General features: G+C 75.3%; 20 protein-coding genes. 7 read left to right on the top strand and 13 right to left on the bottom strand.

The window, feature by feature from the left end:
• Positions 1–114: 114 nt before the first annotated feature.
• The 4 genes from galE to AB0P03_RS23180 form a co-directional block, all read right to left on the bottom strand.
• Positions 115–1,131, bottom strand: a complete 1,017-nt coding sequence (galE, locus tag AB0P03_RS23195) for a UDP-glucose 4-epimerase GalE (RefSeq protein ID WP_363582494.1) — start codon at positions 1,129–1,131, stop codon at positions 115–117.
• Between the two features lie 92 nt (positions 1,132–1,223).
• A complete protein-coding gene (locus AB0P03_RS23190) occupies positions 1,224–1,850 on the bottom strand; it encodes a hypothetical protein (protein WP_363630550.1) in 627 nt (208 codons plus the stop codon).
• Positions 1,851–2,624: 774 nt separating this feature from the next.
• Positions 2,625–3,056 (bottom strand): hypothetical protein, encoded by a 432-nt coding sequence (locus tag AB0P03_RS23185; RefSeq protein WP_063350641.1) that lies wholly within the window; start codon positions 3,054–3,056, stop codon positions 2,625–2,627.
• A gap of 91 nt (positions 3,057–3,147) precedes the next feature.
• On the bottom strand, positions 3,148–3,885 hold the full coding sequence (locus AB0P03_RS23180; protein ID WP_363587506.1) for a sigma 54 modulation/S30EA ribosomal C-terminal domain-containing protein: 738 nt from the start codon (positions 3,883–3,885) through the stop codon (positions 3,148–3,150).
• Between the two features lie 340 nt (positions 3,886–4,225).
• Between AB0P03_RS23180 and AB0P03_RS23175 the strand changes: the two genes are divergently transcribed.
• Entirely contained in the window at positions 4,226–6,751 is a 2,526-nt protein-coding gene (locus AB0P03_RS23175) for a cytochrome P450 (RefSeq protein ID WP_363587504.1), read from the top strand.
• 7 nt (positions 6,752–6,758) lie between these two features.
• Here AB0P03_RS23175 and AB0P03_RS23170 read toward each other — a convergent pair whose 3' ends face one another.
• The 5 genes from AB0P03_RS23170 to AB0P03_RS23150 form a co-directional block, all read right to left on the bottom strand.
• On the bottom strand, positions 6,759–6,902 hold the full coding sequence (locus AB0P03_RS23170; RefSeq protein ID WP_159398578.1) for a DUF6126 family protein: 144 nt from the start codon (positions 6,900–6,902) through the stop codon (positions 6,759–6,761).
• Positions 6,903–7,009: 107 nt separating this feature from the next.
• On the bottom strand, positions 7,010–7,354 hold the full coding sequence (locus AB0P03_RS23165; RefSeq protein WP_063350638.1) for a metalloregulator ArsR/SmtB family transcription factor: 345 nt from the start codon (positions 7,352–7,354) through the stop codon (positions 7,010–7,012).
• A 257-nt stretch (positions 7,355–7,611) separates the two neighbouring features.
• On the bottom strand, positions 7,612–8,082 hold the full coding sequence (locus AB0P03_RS23160; protein WP_363587500.1) for a hypothetical protein: 471 nt from the start codon (positions 8,080–8,082) through the stop codon (positions 7,612–7,614).
• Between the two features lie 344 nt (positions 8,083–8,426).
• Complete coding sequence (locus tag AB0P03_RS23155) at positions 8,427–9,440, bottom strand: glycoside hydrolase family 3 N-terminal domain-containing protein (protein ID WP_363587498.1); 1,014 nt, start codon at positions 9,438–9,440, stop codon at positions 8,427–8,429.
• A gap of 371 nt (positions 9,441–9,811) precedes the next feature.
• Complete coding sequence (locus AB0P03_RS23150) at positions 9,812–11,332, bottom strand: PLP-dependent aminotransferase family protein (protein ID WP_363587496.1); 1,521 nt, start codon at positions 11,330–11,332, stop codon at positions 9,812–9,814.
• Between the two features lie 28 nt (positions 11,333–11,360).
• Between AB0P03_RS23150 and AB0P03_RS23145 the strand changes: the two genes are divergently transcribed.
• Entirely contained in the window at positions 11,361–12,236 is an 876-nt protein-coding gene (locus AB0P03_RS23145) for an L-histidine N(alpha)-methyltransferase (protein ID WP_363587494.1), read from the top strand.
• Between the two features lie 39 nt (positions 12,237–12,275).
• On the opposite strand, the gene AB0P03_RS23140 is transcribed toward AB0P03_RS23145, so the two are convergent.
• Positions 12,276–12,779, bottom strand: a complete 504-nt coding sequence (locus AB0P03_RS23140; RefSeq protein WP_363587492.1) for a MarR family transcriptional regulator — start codon at positions 12,777–12,779, stop codon at positions 12,276–12,278.
• Positions 12,780–12,920: 141 nt separating this feature from the next.
• Here AB0P03_RS23140 and AB0P03_RS23135 point away from each other — a divergent pair, with 141 nt between their 5' ends.
• From AB0P03_RS23135 to AB0P03_RS23120, 4 genes are all read left to right on the top strand, one after another.
• Complete coding sequence (locus AB0P03_RS23135) at positions 12,921–13,850, top strand: EamA family transporter (protein ID WP_363630548.1); 930 nt, start codon at positions 12,921–12,923, stop codon at positions 13,848–13,850.
• An 87-nt stretch (positions 13,851–13,937) separates the two neighbouring features.
• The gene (locus AB0P03_RS23130; RefSeq protein ID WP_363587488.1) at positions 13,938–14,579 is read left to right on the top strand and encodes an NAD(P)H-binding protein; all 642 of its coding nucleotides are present in this window, start codon (positions 13,938–13,940) and stop codon (positions 14,577–14,579) included.
• A gap of 100 nt (positions 14,580–14,679) precedes the next feature.
• Positions 14,680–16,314, top strand: a complete 1,635-nt coding sequence (locus AB0P03_RS23125; protein WP_363587486.1) for an alpha/beta hydrolase — start codon at positions 14,680–14,682, stop codon at positions 16,312–16,314.
• 242 nt (positions 16,315–16,556) lie between these two features.
• Entirely contained in the window at positions 16,557–17,255 is a 699-nt protein-coding gene (locus AB0P03_RS23120) for a DUF6585 family protein (RefSeq protein ID WP_363587484.1), read from the top strand.
• Between the two features lie 34 nt (positions 17,256–17,289).
• On the opposite strand, the gene AB0P03_RS23115 is transcribed toward AB0P03_RS23120, so the two are convergent.
• Positions 17,290–17,586: a hypothetical protein gene (locus AB0P03_RS23115; protein WP_363587482.1), complete on the bottom strand. Its 297-nt coding sequence runs from the start codon at positions 17,584–17,586 to the stop codon at positions 17,290–17,292.
• Between the two features lie 21 nt (positions 17,587–17,607).
• On the bottom strand, positions 17,608–17,991 hold the full coding sequence (locus AB0P03_RS23110) for a hypothetical protein (protein WP_363587480.1): 384 nt from the start codon (positions 17,989–17,991) through the stop codon (positions 17,608–17,610).
• A gap of 673 nt (positions 17,992–18,664) precedes the next feature.
• On the opposite strand from AB0P03_RS23110, the gene AB0P03_RS23105 reads away from it, so the two are divergent.
• Positions 18,665–20,128 carry a lytic murein transglycosylase gene (locus tag AB0P03_RS23105; RefSeq protein ID WP_363587478.1) on the top strand — a complete coding sequence of 488 codons (1,464 nt, stop codon included), beginning with the start codon at positions 18,665–18,667 and terminating at the stop codon, positions 20,126–20,128.
• A gap of 111 nt (positions 20,129–20,239) precedes the next feature.
• Here the strand turns inward: AB0P03_RS23105 and AB0P03_RS23100 are convergent, their stop codons facing one another.
• Positions 20,240–20,773, bottom strand: a complete 534-nt coding sequence (locus tag AB0P03_RS23100; protein WP_363587476.1) for a MarR family transcriptional regulator — start codon at positions 20,771–20,773, stop codon at positions 20,240–20,242.
• Positions 20,774–20,855 lie beyond the last annotated feature (82 nt).

Here is a 20,855-nt window from a genome sequence, read left to right as displayed (position 1 = left end):
GTCACCCCTTCTCTTTCAAACTCCCCCCCCCCCCCCCCCCGCGTCCGCGCCCGCCCCGCGCCGGGCGGGCGGGGCCGGGGGGGGGGGGGGGGGCGCCCCCCCCCGCGCCGGGGATCAGCTGGCGCCGAGGCGGGCGGCCCACTGCGCGCGCCAGGCCAGCGCGTCGGCGACGCCCTCGGCGATGCCCCGCCGCGGCTGCCAGCCGAGCAGCTCCCGGGCGGTGTCGACGGCCGCGTAACAGCCGATCACGTCGCCCGGCCGGGGGCCCGCCTCGCGGACGTCGAGCTTCACGCCGACGGCCTGCTCGAAGGCGGCGATCAGCTCGCGCACGGTGGTGCCGTCGCCCGTGCCCACGTTGATGACCCGGTAGCGGTCCTCGGCGCCCTCGGCGATCACCTCGTCGAAGCGGAGCAGCGCCGCGACGTGCGCCTCGGCGAGGTCCCGCACGTGGACGTAGTCGCGGATGCCGGAACCGTCCCTGGTCGCCCAGTCGACACCGGTGACGGTGAACGGGGTGCCGTTGGTGTGCGCCTCGATCAGCTTGCCCAGGGCGTGGGTGGGGTTGAGGTCCTGGAGTCCGGTGCGCAGCCGCGGGTCGGCACCGATCGGGTTGAAATAGCGCAGGGAGATGACCCGCTGCCGCTCGGCGCCCTCCCCCCTGGTCCAGTCCTGGAGCACCTGCTCCATCATCAGCTTGGTGCGCGCGTAGGGGCTGTTGGCCTCGACCGGGCTGCTCTCGTCGACCCGCGCGTCCGGGGTGGGCGCGTAGATGGAGGCGGAGCTGCTGAAGACGACGCGGGTGCAGCCGTGACGCTGGAGGGCGTCGAGCAGTTCGACGGTCTTGCCGACGTTCTCCCGGTAGTAGTACAGCGGCCTGGCCACCGAGTCCGGGACGACGATCCTGGCCGCGCAGTGCACGGCGGCGTCGATGTCCGGGTGCTCGGCGAAGATCCGGTCGAGCAGGGCCGTATCGGCGACGTCGCCCTGGTAGAACACCTTGCCCTCGACGAACTCGGCCCGGCCCTTGGACAGGTCGTCCAGGATGACCGGGGTGATGCCCTGGTCGAGGAGGGCGAACACCACCGAACTGCCGATGAATCCCGCGCCGCCGGTGATCAGGACCTTCTTCATGCGCGGACGCTCCCTTGCGGTCGGCCGGGCGCCCGGTGGCGCCCGGTGGCTTCTGGGACGGTGGTTCGCGCTCGATGGTTCCGCCGCCGGGCTCACCGGCGGCGGAGCCAGAATCCGGTGGCGACCAGCACGACGGCCGCGACGGCGGTGCCGATCGCGGCCCAGGTGGCGGCGTCGGGCGTGGTGTCGGAGGGGGTGTCCCGGGCGGCGGAGCGGGCCCGGGCGGCGCTGTCGGCGGCCGTCGGGGCGGTCGGGACCGTGGGTGTGGCCGTGGGAGCGGGCGCGGGTATCGGGGCCGGGGCGCCGGTCGTCGCGCCCGTCGCCCCCGACAGCGGAGAATCGCCGATCACCGCGGCCTCGACGTCGAGTTCACCCTCGCCGTGCCCCGGCGAGGGGAACGCGCAGTCGACGCTCACCCGCCAGTGCCCGGCCGGGAGGATCTCCCGGGTGGTGTACGTCCCCGGCTCGCCCGGGACGGCGACCAGGCGCCAGGGGCCGACCGTGCGCCCGTCGGTGGCCGTCGCGGCCAGCGTGCCGGTGAACTCCCCGGTGACCGGGTCGTGGTCGTCCTCCCAGGTGGCGATGGTGCTGACGCGGCCGTTCCGCTGGCCGGAGACGTCCAGGTGGACGGTGTCGCCGTGGGCGGCGACCGGCACGGCGGCGGGCAGCACGGCCGCACCGGCGAGGGCGAGGGCGACGACGAGGGGTCGGGTTCGCATGGCGGGAAATCCTCGTGAGGGGTGAGGGGCAGGGAGCGGTGACGCCGGGTGCGGGCGCCGCCGGGTGGTGGCGGCGCCCGCACCCGGCGCCGCCGGACGGTCTCAGGAGGCCTTCAGCAGCGGCCGGTTGTTGCACGGCCGGCCGTTCGGGCTGCTGGAACTCCCCCCGGGGCGGATCCGACGGTTCGCGCCCTGCGAGAATCGTCGGACCCGCCCTAGCCGACCACCGTAGTACCAGCGGCCGTCGAGCCCGAGCACCAGCGCGCCGCCACCCGACGTGAAGTGAACCGGCCGACACCGGAGGCGAGTTGCCGCTACGGGGGGCGCGGCTCCGCGCTCCGGCGTCCCATCGCGTTTCCCCTCCTCGTACGAGGTGCGGGCACCCCGCGGAGCGGGGCCCGAACCTTCCGGCACTCAGGAGAGCGGCGGGCCGCACGGGAATAACGAAAACCTCTTGCGGAATTCGGCCGCCCGCGCGCGGCGGGCCGGGTCGCGCGGAGCGGAGGACACCGGAGGGGCGGACCGAGGACGGTCCGAGAGACCCCGGGGACGGCCCCGGACGTGACGTTGCCGGGAAGCGCACTCGGGGGGTGTGCGCTCCCCGGCAACGGGGTGGTGGCGGCCACCCGGCCGGAGTCCCGGGGCCTGGGCTCAGACGGCCGTGAAGGAAATGCTAGGGCGTGCCACGGGGCCCTGAACAGAGTCCTGAACTGGCCAATTCCCGCCCAGGACATGCCAGCTGGGGCAGCTGACCGACGTTCCGTCAACCACCGGTCAGGCCGCCGCCCGCACCGGGGCCTGCTGCGCCGCCGCCCGGCCGCCGGCGCAGCCGCCGTGCAGTCGGGCCAGCCCGGCGGCCAGCCCCGCCCGATCCCCGGCGAGCCACAGGCGCAGCGCGGCGGACAGTGCGGCGCTGGCCGGTCCGCTCGACGGGCCGCCGGTCCGCGCGATCCGCTCGCCCAGCAGCGGCAGCAGGTCCGCGATCGGGGCGGGCAGCCAGAGGGTCAGGGCGCAGGGGGCGGGCCGGGCCAGGACGCGCCGCAGCGGCAGCGCGGAGGCGTCGTCGTGCAGCGCGGGGATGACCTCCAGCAGGCCGTCGACCACCACCTCGGAGACGTCCCCGCCGTGGCCGCGCGCGAGGGCCCGCAGCAGCGCGCGTTCGGCGGCGGTGATCCGGACGGTCAGCATGACCTCGTCGCAGTCCATGGTCCCGGTTCCCCTGTCGTGGAAGTCGTGGCGGTCGTGGCGGTCGTGGCCATCGAGGCCGATGGGCCCGCCCCGGTGGTTCTCCTGCCCGTCAACGAGGCTCCGCTACCGGCGTTATCAGGCCGTAGTGGCCGTCGTAGCGGCGGTAGAGCACCCGGGCGCGGCCGTCGCCGGGGTCGGCGTAGCAGACGAACGGGCCGCCGGTCAGCCAGAGCCGCCGGGCCGCCTCGGTGAGGTCGAGCGGGCCCGCCGGGTCGGCGCCCGTGGACCGGCCCGCCCCGGGCGCGCCGCTGAGCGGGCAGCGGTCGACCAGCGCGTCCCGGCCGGTCGCGGCGTCCGCGAAGAGGTGGAACGGCCGGTCCAGCGCGAGCAGTTCGCGGGTGGCCTGCTCGGGGGTGCGGCGGGCGAGGACGACCTCCTTGCGCCGGGCGATCCGCCGTTCGGCGAGCGGTCGGGCGGCGTACTGCGGGCGGTAAGCGCTCTCGTGGGCGGCGGCGAATCCGATGTCGCCCTGCTCGCGCAGCCGGCCGGCCCGGCCGGCGAGGGTGCCCAGGGCGACGTCGACGGCCTCACGGGCGGTGACGGCGGCGAGTTGCACCCGGACCGGGCCGACGCCGGCCAGGTCGGCGTCGGCCTGCGCGAGGGCGGGCCGGGTCATGGCCCGGTCGCGCACGCGGGTGAGCCTGATGCGCAGCACGCGGGTTCCGGGGCCGAGCCCGGCCGCCGTGTCCAGTGCCTGCGCCCGGGCGTACTCGGCGTCCTCGCGCGGCAGCTCGCCGCGGATCTCCACCCGGACGTCGATGGCGGGCCGGTGGCGCAGACTGGTCATCAGGGTCCTCCTTCTCCCCGACCATGCTGGCCCTCGGGCGGCCAGGCGGCGAGGGTCCAAAGACCCTGCGCGAGGGGCCCGGCCCGGATCTTTCCGGTGGGGCCTTCACCGCAGGTCAGCAGCACGTTCCGGGGCGGTCGGAGCCACTGCGGATGATCGACCGTTGGAGTGATCCGCCCGCGTTCGGCGCAACGCCCGTCGGACCGGCGCGTTTGCCATGACGTGCGCCCCTCCAGCCGGGGCACGCGCGGATCCGCGCGAGCCGGCCCCCCACCTCCCGGCCGGCCCGTCGGGGCCCCCGGTATCGTCCGCACCGGCTCCTCTGATGAGAGGTACTGACATGACCCTGCTGACCGAGACGCGGCAACGGGACCTCCCCCCGAGAACCGCACCGACCGCACCCCGCACCACCCGTGCGGCCGTCCCCCCGCTCGCCCCCGGCGCGGTCCCCGGCCTCGGCCACGCGGCCGCCCTGCTCCGCGACCCGCTCGGATTCCTCGGCTCGCTCTCCCGGCACGGCGGCGTCGTCCGGATCCGGCTCGGGCCGCGCACCGTCTGCGTGGTCACCGACGCCCCGCTCGTCCACACCCTGCTCGTCGCCCTCGCCTACGACTGCCCGCGCGGCGCCGTCCAGGACACCCTCAAGACGGCGTTCGGCGACGGCCTGCTGATGTCCGAGGGCCAGGCCCACCGCGACCGCCGCCGGATCATCCAACCCGCCTTCGGGCCGGACCGAATGGCCGAGTACGTCGCCGTGATGCACCAGGTCACCGAGGAGCGGGCCGGGCGCTGGCACCCCGGGCAAGTCCTCGACGTGGCCAAGGAGATGAACCACCTCGCGCTGGAGATCGTCACCCGCTCGCTGTTCGACGCCCGGCTGAGCGAGGACGCCACCCTGGCCTTCCACCAGGCCCTGCCGGACCTGGTGAAGGGCCAGATCGTCCAGTCCCTCTACCCGCACCCGGCGCTCGCCCGGCTGCCGTTGCCCGTCAACCGGCGCTTCGACGCCGCCGTCCGGGTGCTCAACCGAGTCGTCGACCAGGCCGTCAGGCCGACGGGCACCCGGTCCGCCGAGCGGGGCGGCACCCTGCCCGCCCTGCTGCGTGCCGCCACCGACCCGGGCACCGGCCGGCCACTCACCGAGGCGGACGTCCGGTCCGAGGCGATCACCATGTTCGGCGCCGGCACCGAGACCGTCTCCACCACGCTGACCTGGCTCCTCGACGAACTCCTGCGCCACCCCGAGGTGGAGGCCCGGGTGCTCGCCGAACTCGACGAGCACCTGCCCGCCGGCGCCGCCCCCACCCCCGAGGCGCTCGCCAGGCTCACCTACACCCGCAGCGTCACCCAGGAGGTGGTGCGGCTGCACGCGCCCAACGCCTTCCTGATGCGCACCGCCCAGGTGCCGGTGGACCTCGGCCCGTACCGGATCCCGGCCGGCACCGAACTGCTCTACAGCCTCACCGCGCTGCACCGCGACCCGGACCGCTACCCGGACCCGCTGCGCTTCCGCCCGGATCGCTGGCAGTCGGGCGGGGCCGGACGGCACTCCTTCCTCCCGTTCGGGGCCGGCAAGCACAAGTGCATCGGGGAGGCCTTCGCCTGGGCCGAGCTGACGGTCGCGGCGGCCGCGATCCTGCGCCGCTGGCGACCGGTGGCCGTCCCCGACTCCCGGGCCCGGGAGGTGGTGTGGACGACGGTCCAGGCGCACGGGCTGCGCGTGCGGCTGGCCCCGCGCGGCGCCCGGGTGCCCCGCCCGGACAGCCCGCCGGACGACCGGGCGGGGGACGACCGGGTGCCGGACGACCAGGTGGGGGACGACGGGGTGGGGGACGACGAGGTGGGCGTCGAGGCCCCGCCGGCGGCCCGCTGCCCGGTGAGCATCCCCGACCCGGCCCCCGCCGCGCCCCAACTCCCGCAGCGGTCCGGCGAACTGCGCACCGCCGCGGCCCGGCACGCCGCCTGGGTGGTCGGCCGCAACCTCCTCACCCCGCCCGAGATGACCCGCTACGGGGCCTACGCCCTGCACGAGTTGATCGGCCACGCCTTCCCCCGCGCCCACGGCGCCAACCTCGACCTGCTGGTGGACATGCTGGGCTGGTTCACCATCCTCGACGACCGCTTCGACGGCCCGCCGGGACGCCGCCCCGCCGAAGCCCGCGACGTCGTCGACCCGCTCATCGACGCCCTGCGCCGCACCGGGGCCGATCGGACGGGCGCCTCCGCGCCGGTCGGCGAGGGCCCGGCACCGCGCTCGGGCGACCACCTGCTCCGCGCCTGGCACGACCTGTGGAGCCGCCAGGCGCAGGGCATGTCGCTCAACTGGCGCGTCCGGGCCGCCCGGGAATGGCAGGCCTGTCTGGAGACCTTCCCCGCCGAGGCCGAACACCGCGCCCACGGCACGGTCCCCGCCCTCGGACTGCCCGAGACCATGCGGCTGCGCCGCCACGGCAGCTGCCTCTACCCGTTCATGAACATACTGGAACGGGTCCACGGCGCCGACGCCCCCGCCGCCCTCCACGCGGAGCCCGCACTGCACCGGCTGCGCGCCAACACCGCCGACGCCGCCACGCTGATCAACGACCTGTACTCACTGGAGCGGGAGGAACGCCAGAGCGCGGCCGCCTTCAACACCGTCCTCACCCTGCAACGGATCCGCGGCTGCACCCGCAGCCGGGCCGTCGGCGCCGTCCGCTCCCGGGTCGCCCGGCTGCGGCGGGAGAACGAAGCCCTGCGCAGCGACCTGCGCCGCCGCCACCCGGCCGGGCGCTGGTACCTGGACGGCACCCGGGAGCTCATCGAGGGCGTCCAGGCCTGGACCAGCACCAGCGACCGCTACCTCGTGAAGGACGGCCCTCGGACGTAGGAGGTGCCTACTTGCGGCCGCCGAGCGCGAACAGCAGCAACACGAAGCCGGCGAACAGGTGCGTGGCGAAGATGTAGATGCCGGCCCGGATGAGCATGGCCTTGCGTCGGCGCTTCTCCTCGCGCGTGCCGTCGCTCGTGCTCTCGCTCATGGCGGGGGTTCTCCTCGGGTCGGCCGGCCGGGTCGGGCGCGGGTCCAACGGGCTGGCCGGGCTCTCCGGGCTCCTCGGGTTCAGCCGGCCCGAGGGCCTCGGCGGGCTCAACGGTGCGGCCGGCCGCCGGGCTCGCGCAGTTCGGTGAGCAGCGCGCCCTGGTCGGTGATCAGCTCGGTCAGGATCCGGCGCGCGGCCCGCAGCAGCTCGGCCACGTCCGGGGTGCTGAGCGCGTACACCACGGTGTTGCCCTCGCGGGTGGCGGCGACCAGCTGGGTACGGCGCAGCACCGCGAGCTGCTGGGAGAGGTTGGAGGGCTCGACCTCGATCTCGGCCAGCAGCTCGCGCACCGGCCGGGGCCCGTCCTGGAGCAGTTCCAGCACCCGGATCCGGACCGGGTGGCCGAGGGTGCGGAAGAACTCCGCCTTGGCCTGGTACAGCGGGACGGGCATCGTCGGCGCCCCTCCCTCGGGTACGGCTCGCTGGGCGTGCGGCCGCGCCCTCAACGGCGGCCGGCAAGCATCATCGCCACAGATGAAGGTTTCTTCAAGTCGTCACAGTGGGCGCCCGGCCGTCGCCTGGCGGTCGCCCGGCCCGCCGGGGCCGCCCCCGAGTGGTCCACGTCACATCCGGAGGGCGTGCGGGAACGCCGGAAGCCGAGCCCGGGACGCTGCCAACTCCCGGACTCGGCGGCCATGGTGAGGTTCCGTCAGCAGCCTACAGGTACATCCACCTCGACCGGGGCCGGACCCCGCGAGATCGACTCGACGGAGAAGGTCGCGTGAAGGACCGAACCGCACGGCACGGTGACGCTGATGCCGTCGACCCGCACGGTGGCGGTCGTGAACACGGCGCGCACGCTCGCCGAGCCGAGCGACTCGCCGCCGACCACCCCGGCCGACAGGCGGGTGAGCAGCTCCTGCGGCTTCGGCGGCCACGGGGTGTCCGGGGTGGGCGGACCGGCCAGGCCGATCTGCCCGTAGAGCACGACACTGCCGCCGGTGACCTCGGCGCAGACCTTGGTCGACAGCCCGGCCTGGAGACCGTTGTAGCCGCAGGTCGTCACCGTGGCGACGGTCCCGGCCGCGCCGCCGGCCGACGCGGCGAGCGCCGGCGCCGGCGCCGCGAGCAGGGCGACGGCACCGGCCGCGCCCGAGGCGATCCGGGTGATGCGGTTCATTGTCTTCTCCTTCGGAGGGTACGAGGAACGATCAGAACAGGCGAGGTCACATGTGACATTTCACATGTGCCATGACGGTACTTTGCCATGCGATTCCCATGCCACGACCGGGATTCTGCCTTCGAAGTGCCGAGCCGACCGAAACCAGACCTTCGATGGCGTAATCCCACCCCGGAGGGTCGGGATCCGCGCACCTGCCACGGCCGGTCTGCCCGGCGCCCGGCGCGGGGCGGTCGCCCGCCTCGCAGGCGTCGGCCTGGGGACGGCCCGCACGGCGCCCGCGCCCACGGGCGGGCCACTGTCGGCCACCGCCGGCCGACCACCGCCGGTCGGCCGCCGCCGGCTCAGTCCAGAGAGGCCCGCAGGGCGTCGACCCGGGTGACGGCGTCCGCGAAGGCCGCGCGGTCGAGACGGCCGGAGTCCAGGGCGTCGGCGAGGGCCGTGGTGGCGTCCTCGGCCTGCTGCGGGTCGCGGGCGGAGCAGAGGATCAGGTCCATCCCGGCCTCGGCGGCAGCGACCGCACGGGAGCCCGCGCCGCCGTACGAGGCGAGGGCCTCGGCCTCCAGGGCATCGGTGACCGTGACGCCCTGGAAGCCCAGGCGTCCGCGCAGCTCGCCCTGGACCACGGCGGGCGACATCCCGGCCGGGCGGTCCGGGTCGAGCGCCGGGTAGACCGCCCAGGAGGCCATCACCAGCCCGACACCCGCCGCGATGGCCGCCCGATAGGGCTCCTCGCCGCGGGCGCGCAGCTCGTCCAGCGGCACGGACAGGGTGACGGGGCGGTCATCGGTGTTCTCGCCGTTGGCGGCCGAGCCCAGCCCGGGGAAGTGCTTGGCGGTGGCGGCCACGCCCAGGCCCTGCTGGGCGGCGAGGAAGGCGCTGCCCAACTCGCCTACACCGGCCGGGTCCTGACCGTAGGAGCGCTCATGGCGGTCGATGAAGTTGCCCGGGGTGTCGTAGACGTCCAGCACCGGCGCGAGGTTCACGTTGAGCCCCGCGTCCGCGAGCGTCCCGGCGGCGCCGACACCGGCTCGGCCCGCCGCGCCGAGCGGGTCGGGGTCCGATCCGGTCCGGCGGGCGGAGAGTTCGGGCGCGCCGGGCAGGCGGCGCACCTTGCCGCCCTCCTGGTCGGTCATCAGCAGCAGTCCCTCGGGCACCGGCGACTGCGCCGCCGCCTCCCGCAACTGACCGACGGCCTCGGCGAGTTGCGCCGGGCTCGTGACATTCTCGGCGAACAGGATGACCCCGGCCGCCCGCCCCTCCCGGATCGTCCGCAGCACGCCCGGCGGCGGTGTCGGACCGGCGTACGAGAGTACGATCCGGCGCCCAGCGAGCTGCCGCGCGTCCTGATCGGCCATCTCCGCCGCCACCGCCCCCTCTCCCGGGGCAACTCCGCGCCCCGGTATCGACTCCGGTATCGACTCCGGTATCGACGCCGGCGCGGACACCGGTGCCGACGCCGGTGCCGACGCCGGTGCGGACGCCGGTGCCGACCCGGCCGGAACCGGCCCGAGCGTGGCCGCCAGCACCACCAGCATCGCGCCGAACTGGACGGTGCGCCGAAGCACGGCCATCACGCCTCCCTGAGGTCGGCAGCGGGATACGGCCCGTCAAGGCACCCACGCCTGTCAAGGCACCCGAGCCCGTCGCCACCATAGCCCGGACCCCGGAGGAGCACACCCGCGCCGGCGCGGACGGGGGACCCGGGCGCCGGACGCCCTCAGCAGCCCTACCGGCGCAGCAACCGCCCCAGGACGGCGACCCCCTCCGCGATCTCCCCCGGCGCACCCGCCGCGTAGCCGAGCACCAGCCCCGGCGGGTACGGCAGGCGCGCGTGCCAGGACAGCGGCTGCACCTTGACGCCCTCGGCGAGCGCCGCCGTGGCCAGTTCGGTGTCCGTACAGCGGGCCCCGGGCGGCAGGGTGAGCATCAGGTGCAGGCCGGCCGCCGCGCCGTGGACGGTGGCGCCGGGGAGGTGGGCGTGAACGGCGGCGATCATCGCGTCCCGTCGTCGGCGGTGGCGGTGGCGCAACAGCCGCAGGTGGCGGTCGAGTTCGCCGGACTCCATCAGCCGGGCCAGCACCAGCTGCGGCAGCACCGGGTTGCCCAGGTCGGCGAACCGCTTGGCCTCCAGGACGGCCTCGCGCAGCCGCGGCGGCACCAGCAGCCAGCCGGTGCGCAGCGCGGGGGCGAGCAGTTTGGAGATGCTGCCCGCGTAGCAGACCTGCTCCGGCAGGGCGGCGCGCAGCGCGGGGACGGGCGGGCGGTCGTAGCGGTGCTCGGCGTCGTAGTCGTCCTCGATGACCAGGCCGCCCTCGCCCGCCCAGCGCAGCAGTTCGCGCCGCCGCTCGCCGCCGAGGACGACCCCGGTCGGGTACTGGTGGGCCGGGGTGAGCAGGACGGCCGGGGCACCGGTGGCGCGCAGCGCGTCGACCCGGACGCCCTCGGCGTCGACCGCGACGGGCGGGGTCGCGGCGAGCCAGTGGGCGAGGTGCTGGCGGGCGCCGAGCGAGCCCGGGTCCTCGACGGCGACCTCGGTGACGCCCACCCGGCCGAGCGCCCGGCCGAGCAGGGCGAGGGCCTGGGCCGTCCCGGCGACGATCAGCACCTCGTCCGGGTCGGCGCGGATGCCCCGGTTGCGGGCCAGCCAGTGGGCGACGGCCTGGCGCAGCGCGGGGGTACCGCGGACGTCTCCGTAGCCGAGGTCCGCGGCGGCGAGGCCGTCGAGGACGGCGCGTTCGGCGCGCAGCCAGGCGGCGCGGGGGAAGGCGGCGAGGTCGGGCACACCGGGGGTGAGGTCGATCCGGGCGGACGTGCCGCGCAGCAGGTCGAACACCTCGGGGTCGGGGTCGGCGTGGAACAGGACAGGCTCCGGCCGGGCGCGCGACGAGGCCGGGGACTTGTCCGACCACGGGGATGTGGCCGACCACGGGGGCGCGGGCGGCGCCGGGGCCGCGACGACGACGGTGCCGCCCCTGCCCCGGCCGGCGATCTGGCCCTCCTCGGCCAGGCGCCGGTAGGCGTCGGTCACCACTCCCCGGGAGACGCCGAGTTCGGCCGCCAGCCCCCGGGTGGCGGGCAGCCGGCTGCCCGTGGGGAGACGGCCGTCGGCGATGGCCTCGCGCAGCCGGCGGGCGAGCCAGCCGGTCAGGCCGCCGGGCGGGGCGTCGGCGGTGTCGAGCTGGAGGAAGTCGGCGCCCGGGTCCGCCTGTTTGGACCTGCCGTCTGGCGCTTCTTTGGACCTGTTCACCGGGCCATTGTGGCGCGAAGGTGGGGCCATGACCACGGAAACGGCATCACTGAACGACCGGCAGGACGCCGCAGGCCCCGGCCCCGGCCACGACTACGCCCCGGGTTACGTCCACGGCTACTCGGAGACCGAGGCGCAACGGCTCGGCGACCAGGCGGACACCCTCGCCGAGCTGCTGCACGCGGGCACCGCGTACCCGGCGGGCAGCCGGGTGCTGGAGGCGGGCTGCGGGGTGGGGGCGCAGACCGCGCACCTGCTGGCCGCCGGCCCCGGCGTGCTGCTGACGGCGGTGGACGTCTCCGCGGACTCGCTGGCGCGGGCCCGGGCCCGGGTGGCGGCCGAGGCGCCCACCGCGCGGGTCACCTGGCACCACGGCGACCTGCACCGACTCGCCTTCCCGGACGGCTCCTTCGACCACGTCTTCGTGTGCTTCGTGCTGGAGCACCTGGCCGACCCGGTGGCCGCGCTGACCGCGCTGCGGCGGGTGCTGCGGCCGGGCGGCACGATCACGGTGATCGAGGGCGACCACGGCTCGGCCTTCTTCCACCCGCAGGGCCCGGCGGCCCGCGACGCGGTCGACCTGCTGGTGCGGCTCCAGGCGGCGGCCGGCGGTGACGCCCTGCTCGGGCGCCGCCTGTACCCGCTCCTGACGGAGGCCGGCTTCCGGGACGTGGCTGTCCGCCCCCGCACCGTCCACGCCGACGGCGCCCGCCCCGCCCTGGTCGAGGGCTTCACCCGGCGCACCTTCGTCGCGATGGTCGAGGCCGTCCGCGCCGAGGCGCTGGCCGCCGGTCTGACCACCCCCGACGCCTTCGACCACGGCATCGCCGAACTGCGCCGCACGGCCGAGCCGGGCGGGACGTTCCACTACACCTTCTTCAAGGCGGTGGCGGTCAACCCGTAGGCCGGTCGGGCGGGGAGGTCCGCCCGCGCGCCCGCCCGCTCACTCCGGGCTGTCGCCGAGGGCGGCCAGGAGGGTGCGCATGGCGTCGACGAGGGTAGCGGTCCCGGGGTCGTCGAGGCCGGCGAGGAGGGCGCGCTCGGTGGCGAGGTGGTCGGGGAGGGCGCGGTCGATCAGGGCGTGGCCCTCGGGGGTGAGCGCGACCACGCGGCTGCGGCCGTCCTGGTCACTCTGGGTGCGGGTGACCAGGCCGCGGGCCTCCAGACGGTCGAGGCGCTGGGTGATGGCGCCGGAGGTGACCATGGCGGACTGCATCAGCCCGGTGGGGGTGAGGCGGTAGGGCGGGCCGCTGCGCTTGAGGGTGGCGAGGACGTCGAAGGAGGCGGCGTCCAGGCCGTGTTCGCCGAAGGTCCGGTTGAGCTCCGCATCCACCAGGCGGTAGAGGCGCTTGAGCCGGCCGAACACCTCCATCGGAGAGACGTCCAGGTCGGGGCGCTCGACGGCCCATTGCGCGACTACTCGGTCCACATGATCTGCATCTGCCACAGGTTCAGGGTAGGGGATCCCGGCGGGATTCCTTAGCGATGAGGTAACTGTGAGCCACGCCACCCCGCCAAAGCGGTGAGAGATGCCTTAGCGCTGAGATACATTTGCTTAGTGCTAAGAAATCGCCTCGGAATCGTGCTGGTGACGGCGACAGCCCCCGCCGTCTGGGGGTCGACGTACATCGTCACCACCGAACTGCTCCCGCCCCACCGTCCACTCCTCGCGGCCGTCCTCCGGGCCCTGCCCGCAGGGCTGCTGCTGATCGCCGTCACCCGCCGGCTGCCGAAGGGCAGCTGGTGGTGGCGCGCGCTGGTCCTCGGCGCGCTGAACATCGGCGCCTTCCTCGCCCTCCTCTTCATAGCCGCCTACCGCCTCCCCGGCGGGGTCGCCGCCACGGTCGGCGCCGTCCAGCCGCTGATCACCGCCGGACTCTCGGCCGCGCTGCTCGGCGACCGGCTCACGCCGCGCACGGTGATCTGCGGCATCGCGGGGATCGCGGGCGTCAGCCTGCTGGTCCTGCGGGCCGACGCCCAACTGGACGCCGTCGGCGTGGCCGCCGCGTTCGCCGGCGCGGTCGTCATGGCCACCGGCGTCGTCCTCTCCAAACGCTGGGTCTCCCCCGCCCCGCTGCTCGCCACCACCGGCTGGCAGCTCACCGCCGGCGGACTGCTGCTGGTGCCGGTCGCACTGTTCGTCGAGGGCGCCCCGCCGTCCCACCTCACCGGCGGCAACCTGCTCGGTTACGGCTACCTCAGCCTGATCGGCGCGGCGCTCACGTACGCGCTCTGGTTCCGCGGGATCCGGGCACTGCCGCCGACCTCGGTCTCCTTCCTCTCGCTGCTCAGCCCGGTGGTCGCCACCGCGATCGGCTGGCTGGCCCTCGGGCAGGACCTCAGCCCGCTCCAGGCGCTCGGCGCACTGATCGTCCTCGGCTCGCTGATCGCGGCCCAGACCCGGCGCCGCCCCGGCACCGCCACGCCCTCGGCGCCCTCCGCGCCCGCCGCCCCGGACGCCCCGGCCGCCCCCGCCTCCGCCTCCGCCTCCGCACCGCCCGTCCGCGAGAACGCCTGACCCCGCCTCGTCTCCGCCGAATCCCCTCCCGCACTCCCCGATCCCCGCCCAGCAGCCGCTGGCACCCACCGCACCAGGAGAACCTCCATGCACATCACCGTGTTCGGCGCCACCGGCAACGTCGGCAGCCGGGTGGTGACCGAGGCACTCGCCCGCCGCCACCGGATCACCGCCGTCCTGCGCGACCCCGCCAAACCGCACGGCCTGCCGGCCGCCGTCGCCCTCGGTGTCGGCGACGCCCGTGACCCCGAGGACGTCGCCCGCCTCGCCGCCGGGCAGGACCTGGTGATCACCGCCACCCGCCCGGCGCCCGGCAGCGAGCACGAGCTGTCCGCCGCCACCCGGGGCCTGCTGGCCGGTCTCGCCGGAACGGGCGCGCGCCTGATGGCCGTCGGCGGCGCGGGCAGCCTCACCCTCCCCGGCCGCGGCGGGACGGCCCTCGCCGACGACCCCGGCTTCCCCGCCGAGCTCCGGCCGATCGCCCGGGCCTGCCGCGAGCAGCTCGACCTCTACCGCGCCGCCGACCCGGACGTCGACTGGACCTACCTGAGCCCCGCCGCCCTGCTCGAACCCGGCGAGCGCACCGGCCGCTTCCGGCTCGGACGGGACGAACTGCTGGTGGACGCCGAGGGCGCCTCGGTGATCTCCATGGAGGACCTCGCCGTCGCCCTGCTCGACGAGGCCGAGCAGCCCGCGCACCGCCGCACCCGCTTCACCGCCGCCTACTGACCTGGGGCGATCCTCCGTGTCCGGGGTGTACCCAGCACCACCCCGGACACGGAACCCCGCATGATCGACCGTCAGGGCGAGCTCGGACAGGATCATTCCCGTGAACACCAACGCATCGAACACCACGGCCTCGCACCCCATCACGCCGAGCACCACCGCGCCGAACACCACCGCCTCGCACACCCCGGCGGCCGGCGCCACCGCCTCCCGCACCCGGCGCGCCGCCCTGGCCGTCGCCGCCGCCGTCCTGGCCGGCCTCGCCGTACCGGCCACCGCCAGCGCCGCCCCGGACGCCGGCCGGAACCCGGGCGACGCCGAGGTCGCCCCCGCCCGCTACACCCACCAGACCCTCGCCTGGCAGCCCTGCGCCAAGCAGCCGGCGCTGGACTGCGCCACCATGACCGCCCCGCGCGACTGGCACCACGCCGACGCCGGCGCCGACGTGACGATCGCCGTCTCCCGGCACCGCGCCGGCGACCCGGCCAAGCGCAAGGGCACGCTGCTGATGGCCGCCGGCGGCCCCGGCGCGTCGGGCCTGCTGCGCCCGGCGAACCTGGCCACGGCCGCCCCGGCCGTCGGCGCCGCGTACGACATCGTGGGCTTCGACCAGCGCGGGGTCGGCGAGAGCACCCGGGCCGTGTGCCAGACGCCGGAGGAGTTCCAGGACTTCCTGGCCGGCGACTTCCGCGACCAGTCCCCGGCGGCGATCGACCGGGTGGTCGCCAACTCCAAGAAGCTGGCCGCCAGTTGCCAGGAGCGCACGGGCGACCTGCTGCCCTACCTGAACACCGAACAGACCGCCCACGACATCGACCTGTTCCGCGGCCTGCTCGGCGAGCAGAAGCTCAGCTACTTCGGCCCCTCCTACGCCTCGATGATCGGGGCCTACTACGGGACGCTCTTCCCGCACCGGGTCGAGCGGATGATCCTGGACAGCAACATCGGCTTCGACGGCACCTGGGAGAAGTTCGAACTGGGCCAGCCGATGAGCTTCCAGCGCCGCTTCGACGAGGACTTCGTGCCGTGGCTGGCGGCCCGCGACGCCACCTACCACTGGGGCTCCACCCCCGAGGATGTGCAGGCGCACTGGGAGCAGCGGCGCGCCGCGCTGCACGACCAGCCCATCGTCGACGGCTCCCTGACGATCGGCCCGAACCAGCTGGACAACGGCGCGATCAGCGCGATCTACGAGCGGGACACCTTCCCCTTCCTCGCCCAGGCCCTGACCGCCGTCGACGACTGGCAGGGGGCCGACCCCGCGGCCAGGACGATGGCCGGGCGGCTGTTCGGCCAGTACCTCAGCCCGGAGTTCCTCGCCGAGTACTTCTCGGTGACCTGCAACGACACCCCGTGGACCAAGGACATGGACACCTGGGTCCAGCGCGGCGCGGAGAACACCGCGCGCTATCCGCTGGCGGGCGCGCGCACGCTGGCCTTCAGCGCGGTCTGCGCGGCCTGGCCGACTGCGCCCGCCCCCAAGGTCAAGGTGACCGGCGCCCACCTGCCGACGGTGCTGATGCTCAACTCGGTGCACGACCCGGCGACGTACTACGAGGCCGCGCTCGGCGCGCACCGCGCGCTGCGCGGCTCCAAGCTGGTGACCGTCACCGGGAGCGGCGACCACGGCCAGTACCCCACCGCCAACTCCTGCGTCACCGACGTCGTCGAGAGCTACCTGCTGGGCGGCCGCGCCCCCGAGCGCGACCTCGTCTGCCCCACCCCGCAGGCGGGTTGAGTGCCCGGCCGCTCGACCGCGGCCGTCGGGGCGCGCGTCGGGTGAGGCACGGCGGGGCGCCGACCGTCACGGGTCGACGCCCCGCCGTGCCGGCGCCCCTCGGGGCGCGTTCGTCCAGCAGGCGGCCCGCGACTGGCCGAAAGACTGCGAAAGCCCGAGCGGGCGGCCGCTGTTGTGCCTCACGTCCCCCGGCTCCGGGGAATACTCCCATGGCCGTAGTCGCCATACACAGGAGCGAGCCCATGGTGAAGGTCGTCGAGACCACGGATACCCAGATCACCGCCGCAGTGGCCGAGCAGGCGCAGCAGGCCGGCCTCGGCCTGCTGCGCCAGTGCTTCCTGGTGCTGACGAAGACACGGCTGTTCGGCAAGCCGCGCGAGGAGGAGAAGCTCCGGGTCTACCACTTCGACCACGGCCTGGTGCACGAGGGCGGGGGCCTGGAGCTCACGGTCTTCCGCTGGGACGAGGTCTCGACCGTGATGCAGGCGACCGTCGCCCACTACTCGCACAACATCTACACCGAAACGGACTTCTCCTACCGGTTCATCCGGGACGACGGGGAGACGTTCACGATCGACGGCAAGTACCGCGACCCCCGGCGCGCCAAGCTCAGCGGCGGGGACAGGGGCACCCAGCTGGGCAGGTGGGCGGAACTGGGCGAGGTCGCCGCGCACTACGTCGCGGCCACCCAGCTGTCCGGGGCCCGGGCCTCGCTGGCGGACGGAGGGGAACTGGCCTTCGGCGACCTGCTGGTCAGCTCGGCCGGTCTGCGCACGGTGAAGCGCGGTCTGGTGCCCTGGTCCGACATCAAGTCGATCAGCGTGGTCAACGGCTACCTGGTGGTCAAGAAGGACGGCAAGTTCCTCTCGCTGTCGAACACCGCGGTCAGCCGGATCCCGAACTACGCGCTCTTCATGATGCTGCTGGGCCGTTCCGGCTGACGCACGGCCGGCCCGGACAGGCCCTGGATCGCCGTCAGGACCGCGAGTCGCTCGCCGCACGCCCCAGCCGCGACCGGAGCCAGGCGAAGGCGGCGGCGAGCCCGGCGAAGCCCCCGACGGCGAGCTTGATGCCGGCCTTGGCGACGATCCAGCCGACCCAGGGGACGCTCCAGCCCAGCCAGTGGAAGACGGCCAGCAGGACGGCGGCGCCGCAGAGGGCGGCGAGCACCGTCACGGCCACGGCGGCGGCCCGCGAGAGCTCTCGCGGGCCGTCGTCCGTCGCGTCCTGCGCCTGGTCGCCCGTCAGCTGCTTCGTGTCCCCATCACCCATGGGGATCATCCTACGGATTCCTCACCGGCGGGCGCGATGGGTGTCGCCGAGGTGCTCGCCGGTCTCGTCGTCGGGAAAGCTGACGGCGAGGGTGACGCGGTACTCGTCCACGTCCTCGCGGTGCCCCGGCACCCGGGCCCAGGCGAGCGAGTGCACCTCGGCCCCGGGGGCCTGCCGGCACCAGGCGGCGGCCTCCTCCAGTACGCGGGCGGCCGAACGCCCGGTGCACACCACCGCGGTGTACGCGGCGACGGCGAGGTCCCCACCGCTGCGGGCGACCCGCGAGACCGCCCGGACGGCGGCCGCGGCCTGGGTCAGGTCGCGGGCCAGGTCGTCGACCGCCCGAGGGGGGGCCGGAAGGACGACCGCTCCCTCGGCGACGGTCTCGGGCAGGTTCGCGCTCACAGTCCGGGCCTCCATCCGCATGGTCACGGGGCACAGCATGCCGGGCGGAGATTCCTGGCATGCCCTTTTCACCAGAACGTCACCCGTCCAGGGGCGAGTTGGGGCCGCCCCCTGGTGTCCGCACGCCCGCCCTGGTAGGGAAGCGCCCGCCCGGCGGCGGACATCCACGCAGGTCAGGAGGGTCGGAGGCGGGCGCCGCCGGGGAGCCCGGAACGACGCGCACGCACCACCCCCGCGCCCCGGACCGCCGGTCCGGGCCCCTGCACGCCCGGCCCACCACCGGCACGCCCTCGGTCAACTCCCTTGGCAGGAAAGGGAGATAACGTCGAAGCTCGACCCGCACAGCCCTCCGGTGCCGCCACCGGGCCCGCGGACGGAACCCGTGGCGGACGCGCACGCACCCCAACTCCCTTACCCGGCCGGGCCGTCGGCCAGCCTGGCCGCGACGCGGATCGAGTCCCGGCCCGAGCCCGAGCGGGCATTCCCCCACCCCTGCTGACCTGCGGTATTCGATGTCGGCGCCGGGCCGCGGCAACCTCCGGCCACCCCTGTCGCGTCAGACCGTCGTGATACTAATCGTTGCGACGGCGGGAGCCGCCGTCCGGCGGCAGGCACGATGACGACGGTTCATCCGTTCCGGCAGGGTCGGGACGGCTACGGGGAGGGGCACGGTATGACGGCGAGGTTCGGCAAGGTGCAGGGCGGGCGCGGGCTGCGGCTCGGCAAGCGGGTCACGGGGACGGCTGCGGCCTTCACCGCACTCGCCGCACTGACGGGCTCCCAGGTGACGGGCTTCGGGCTCGCCCCGGTCGCGGCCGCCGACGCCGTGACGTCGCCGGACGCCTCCGCCTCCCAGCCCGGCGGCAGCCCGACCGGCGGCGCCGGCAGCGCCTTCGGCACCGGCGTCCCGGCCGACGGCGGCGGCACCGTCCAACTGCCGCAGCCGCCCGGCACGGTGCCCGGCGCGCCCGCCGCCGGCCCCTTCGCCGCCACCGGCCCGGCCCTGCCCGCGACCGTGCTCGCCGCCTACCGCCAGGCCGAGGCCTCGGCCGCACAGCGCTCGCCCGGCTGCCACCTGCCGTGGCAACTGCTGGCCGCGATCGGCCAGGTCGAATCCGGCCAGGCCAACGGCGGCCAGGTGGACGCGACGGGGACGACCCTCACCCCGATCCTCGGTCCGGCGCTGGACGGCAACGGCTTCGCCGCGATACCCGACAGCGACGGCGGGCGCTACGACGGCGACGCGCGCTGGGACCGCGCCGTCGGGCCGATGCAGTTCATCCCCTCCACCTGGGCGACCTGGGGCACGGACGCCAACGGCGACGGCAAGGCCGACCCGAACAACATCTTCGACGCCGCCGAGAGCGCCGCCCGCTACCTGTGCGCGGGCGGGCGCGACCTCGCCGACCCGGCGCAGCTCGACCGGGCGATCCTCAGCTACAACAACTCGGGCGAGTACCTGCGGACGGTCCGCAACTGGATGGCGCACTACGGCAGCGGCAGCGTCACCACCGTGCCGAACCGCCCGGCCTCCTCGACCCCGCCGGCCTCGTTGCCCTCCCCGCTCCTGCCGCTCGCGCCGCTGCTGCCGCCGACCGGGACGACTCCTGGCGCCACCCCCGGGACGCCGAGCGCCCCCGGGACCACCCCGCCCCCGGGCGGGCAGCCCTCGCCGAGCGCACAGCCGACCTCGCCGGCCCCGACGCCGTCCTCCTCCGCGCAGCCGACGACGGACCCGAGCACCACCCCGACGGGCACGCCCGGCACCACACCGCCGTCGACCGCGCCGGCCACGCCGTCCGGCACGCCGTCGACCACTCCGTCGGGCACCCCGTCCTCGACGGCCACCCCGACCGGCACGCCGTCCGGCACCCCCACCACGACGCCGACCACGACGCCGACCGGAACGCCCACCGACTGCCCGAGCCCGACGGCCACGACCACCCCGACGGGCAGCCCGTCCCCGACGGCCACCCCGACCGGCACGCCGTCCGGCACCCCGGCCGCCCCCGGGTGCGCCACGGCGACGCCGACCCCCGGCGGCACTCCCACCCCGGGCGGCACCCCCTCCTCCGCCGCCCCGAGCACGACCCCCAGCGCAGGCCTCTCCCCCTCGGCCGCCCCGCCGACCCGCTGACACCGCCCCATCCGCCGACGGCCCGCACCCCTGGTGCGGGCCTTCCGCGTTCCCCACCCCGCCGCACCAAGCTCCCGAGACCGAGCTCGAGACCGAGAGCTGGACCGAGACCTACGCCGGATCCGACCCGGCCCCGGCCCTGGGCAGCGCCCCCGGACCCAGCGTCGCCCGGTGCACCCGCCACCGCGCGAGCATCCCGTGCAGTTCGTCCACCATGAACGCGAAGAAGGCCGCGCTCTCCGCCAGCCGCTCCCCCGCGACGGTGCCCGCGCCGACGGTGGCCTCGCCCTCCCTGAGCACCCGCACCCAGCGCAGCAGGTACTCGTCGCGCCGGGTCAGCGACTCGAACCAGACGTCGTTCAGCACCCGGTAGCGGTCGCGCCGCGAGCCCGGCTCGCGCTCCTTGGCGGCCAGGCCGATCTGGGTGAGGTAACGCATCCCGCCGGACACCGCGGCCGGGCTGATCCGCAGCCGTTCGGAGAGCTCGGCGGAGGTCAGGACGCCGCTCTCCTCGGCCATCAGGCAGGAGAAGAGCCGGGCCGGCATCCGGCCCATGCCCGCGGCCACCAGCTCGGCCGCGAACCGTTCGACGAAGTCCGACACCGCCTGCTCGTCGCGCTCCTTCTCCGCTTCCCGCTCCACCACGCGCGCCTTCCCCTCTCCGGTGATCAACAACTCGACTGAACTTTAACGCCTTCCCAATATTCACGTTTTTCTGAAACTACGG

It is taken from the genome of Kitasatospora sp. NPDC088779 (genome assembly GCF_040685395.1).
Classification (GTDB): Bacteria; Actinomycetota; Actinomycetes; order Streptomycetales; family Streptomycetaceae; genus Kitasatospora.
The sequence above is the reverse complement of the archived record's forward strand: the minus strand, read 5'-3'. Positions and strand labels throughout refer to the sequence as shown.

Coding starts and splice junctions, on each gene's coding strand:
- galE (WP_363582494.1), bottom strand. CDS start 1,131: ATGAAGAAGGTCCTGATCACCGGCGGCGCGGGATTCATCGGCAGTTCG.
- AB0P03_RS23190 (WP_363630550.1), bottom strand. CDS start 1,850: ATGCGAACCCGACCCCTCGTCGTCGCCCTCGCCCTCGCCGGTGCGGCC.
- AB0P03_RS23185 (WP_063350641.1), bottom strand. CDS start 3,056: ATGGACTGCGACGAGGTCATGCTGACCGTCCGGATCACCGCCGCCGAA.
- AB0P03_RS23180 (WP_363587506.1), bottom strand. CDS start 3,885: ATGACCAGTCTGCGCCACCGGCCCGCCATCGACGTCCGGGTGGAGATC.
- AB0P03_RS23175 (WP_363587504.1), top strand. CDS start 4,226: ATGACCCTGCTGACCGAGACGCGGCAACGGGACCTCCCCCCGAGAACC.
- AB0P03_RS23170 (WP_159398578.1), bottom strand. CDS start 6,902: ATGAGCGAGAGCACGAGCGACGGCACGCGCGAGGAGAAGCGCCGACGC.
- AB0P03_RS23165 (WP_063350638.1), bottom strand. CDS start 7,354: ATGCCCGTCCCGCTGTACCAGGCCAAGGCGGAGTTCTTCCGCACCCTC.
- AB0P03_RS23160 (WP_363587500.1), bottom strand. CDS start 8,082: ATGAACCGCATCACCCGGATCGCCTCGGGCGCGGCCGGTGCCGTCGCC.
- AB0P03_RS23155 (WP_363587498.1), bottom strand. CDS start 9,440: ATGGCCGATCAGGACGCGCGGCAGCTCGCTGGGCGCCGGATCGTACTC.
- AB0P03_RS23145 (WP_363587494.1), top strand. CDS start 11,361: ATGACCACGGAAACGGCATCACTGAACGACCGGCAGGACGCCGCAGGC.
- AB0P03_RS23130 (WP_363587488.1), top strand. CDS start 13,938: ATGCACATCACCGTGTTCGGCGCCACCGGCAACGTCGGCAGCCGGGTG.
- AB0P03_RS23120 (WP_363587484.1), top strand. CDS start 16,557: ATGGTGAAGGTCGTCGAGACCACGGATACCCAGATCACCGCCGCAGTG.
- AB0P03_RS23115 (WP_363587482.1), bottom strand. CDS start 17,586: ATGGGTGATGGGGACACGAAGCAGCTGACGGGCGACCAGGCGCAGGAC.
- AB0P03_RS23105 (WP_363587478.1), top strand. CDS start 18,665: ATGACGGCGAGGTTCGGCAAGGTGCAGGGCGGGCGCGGGCTGCGGCTC.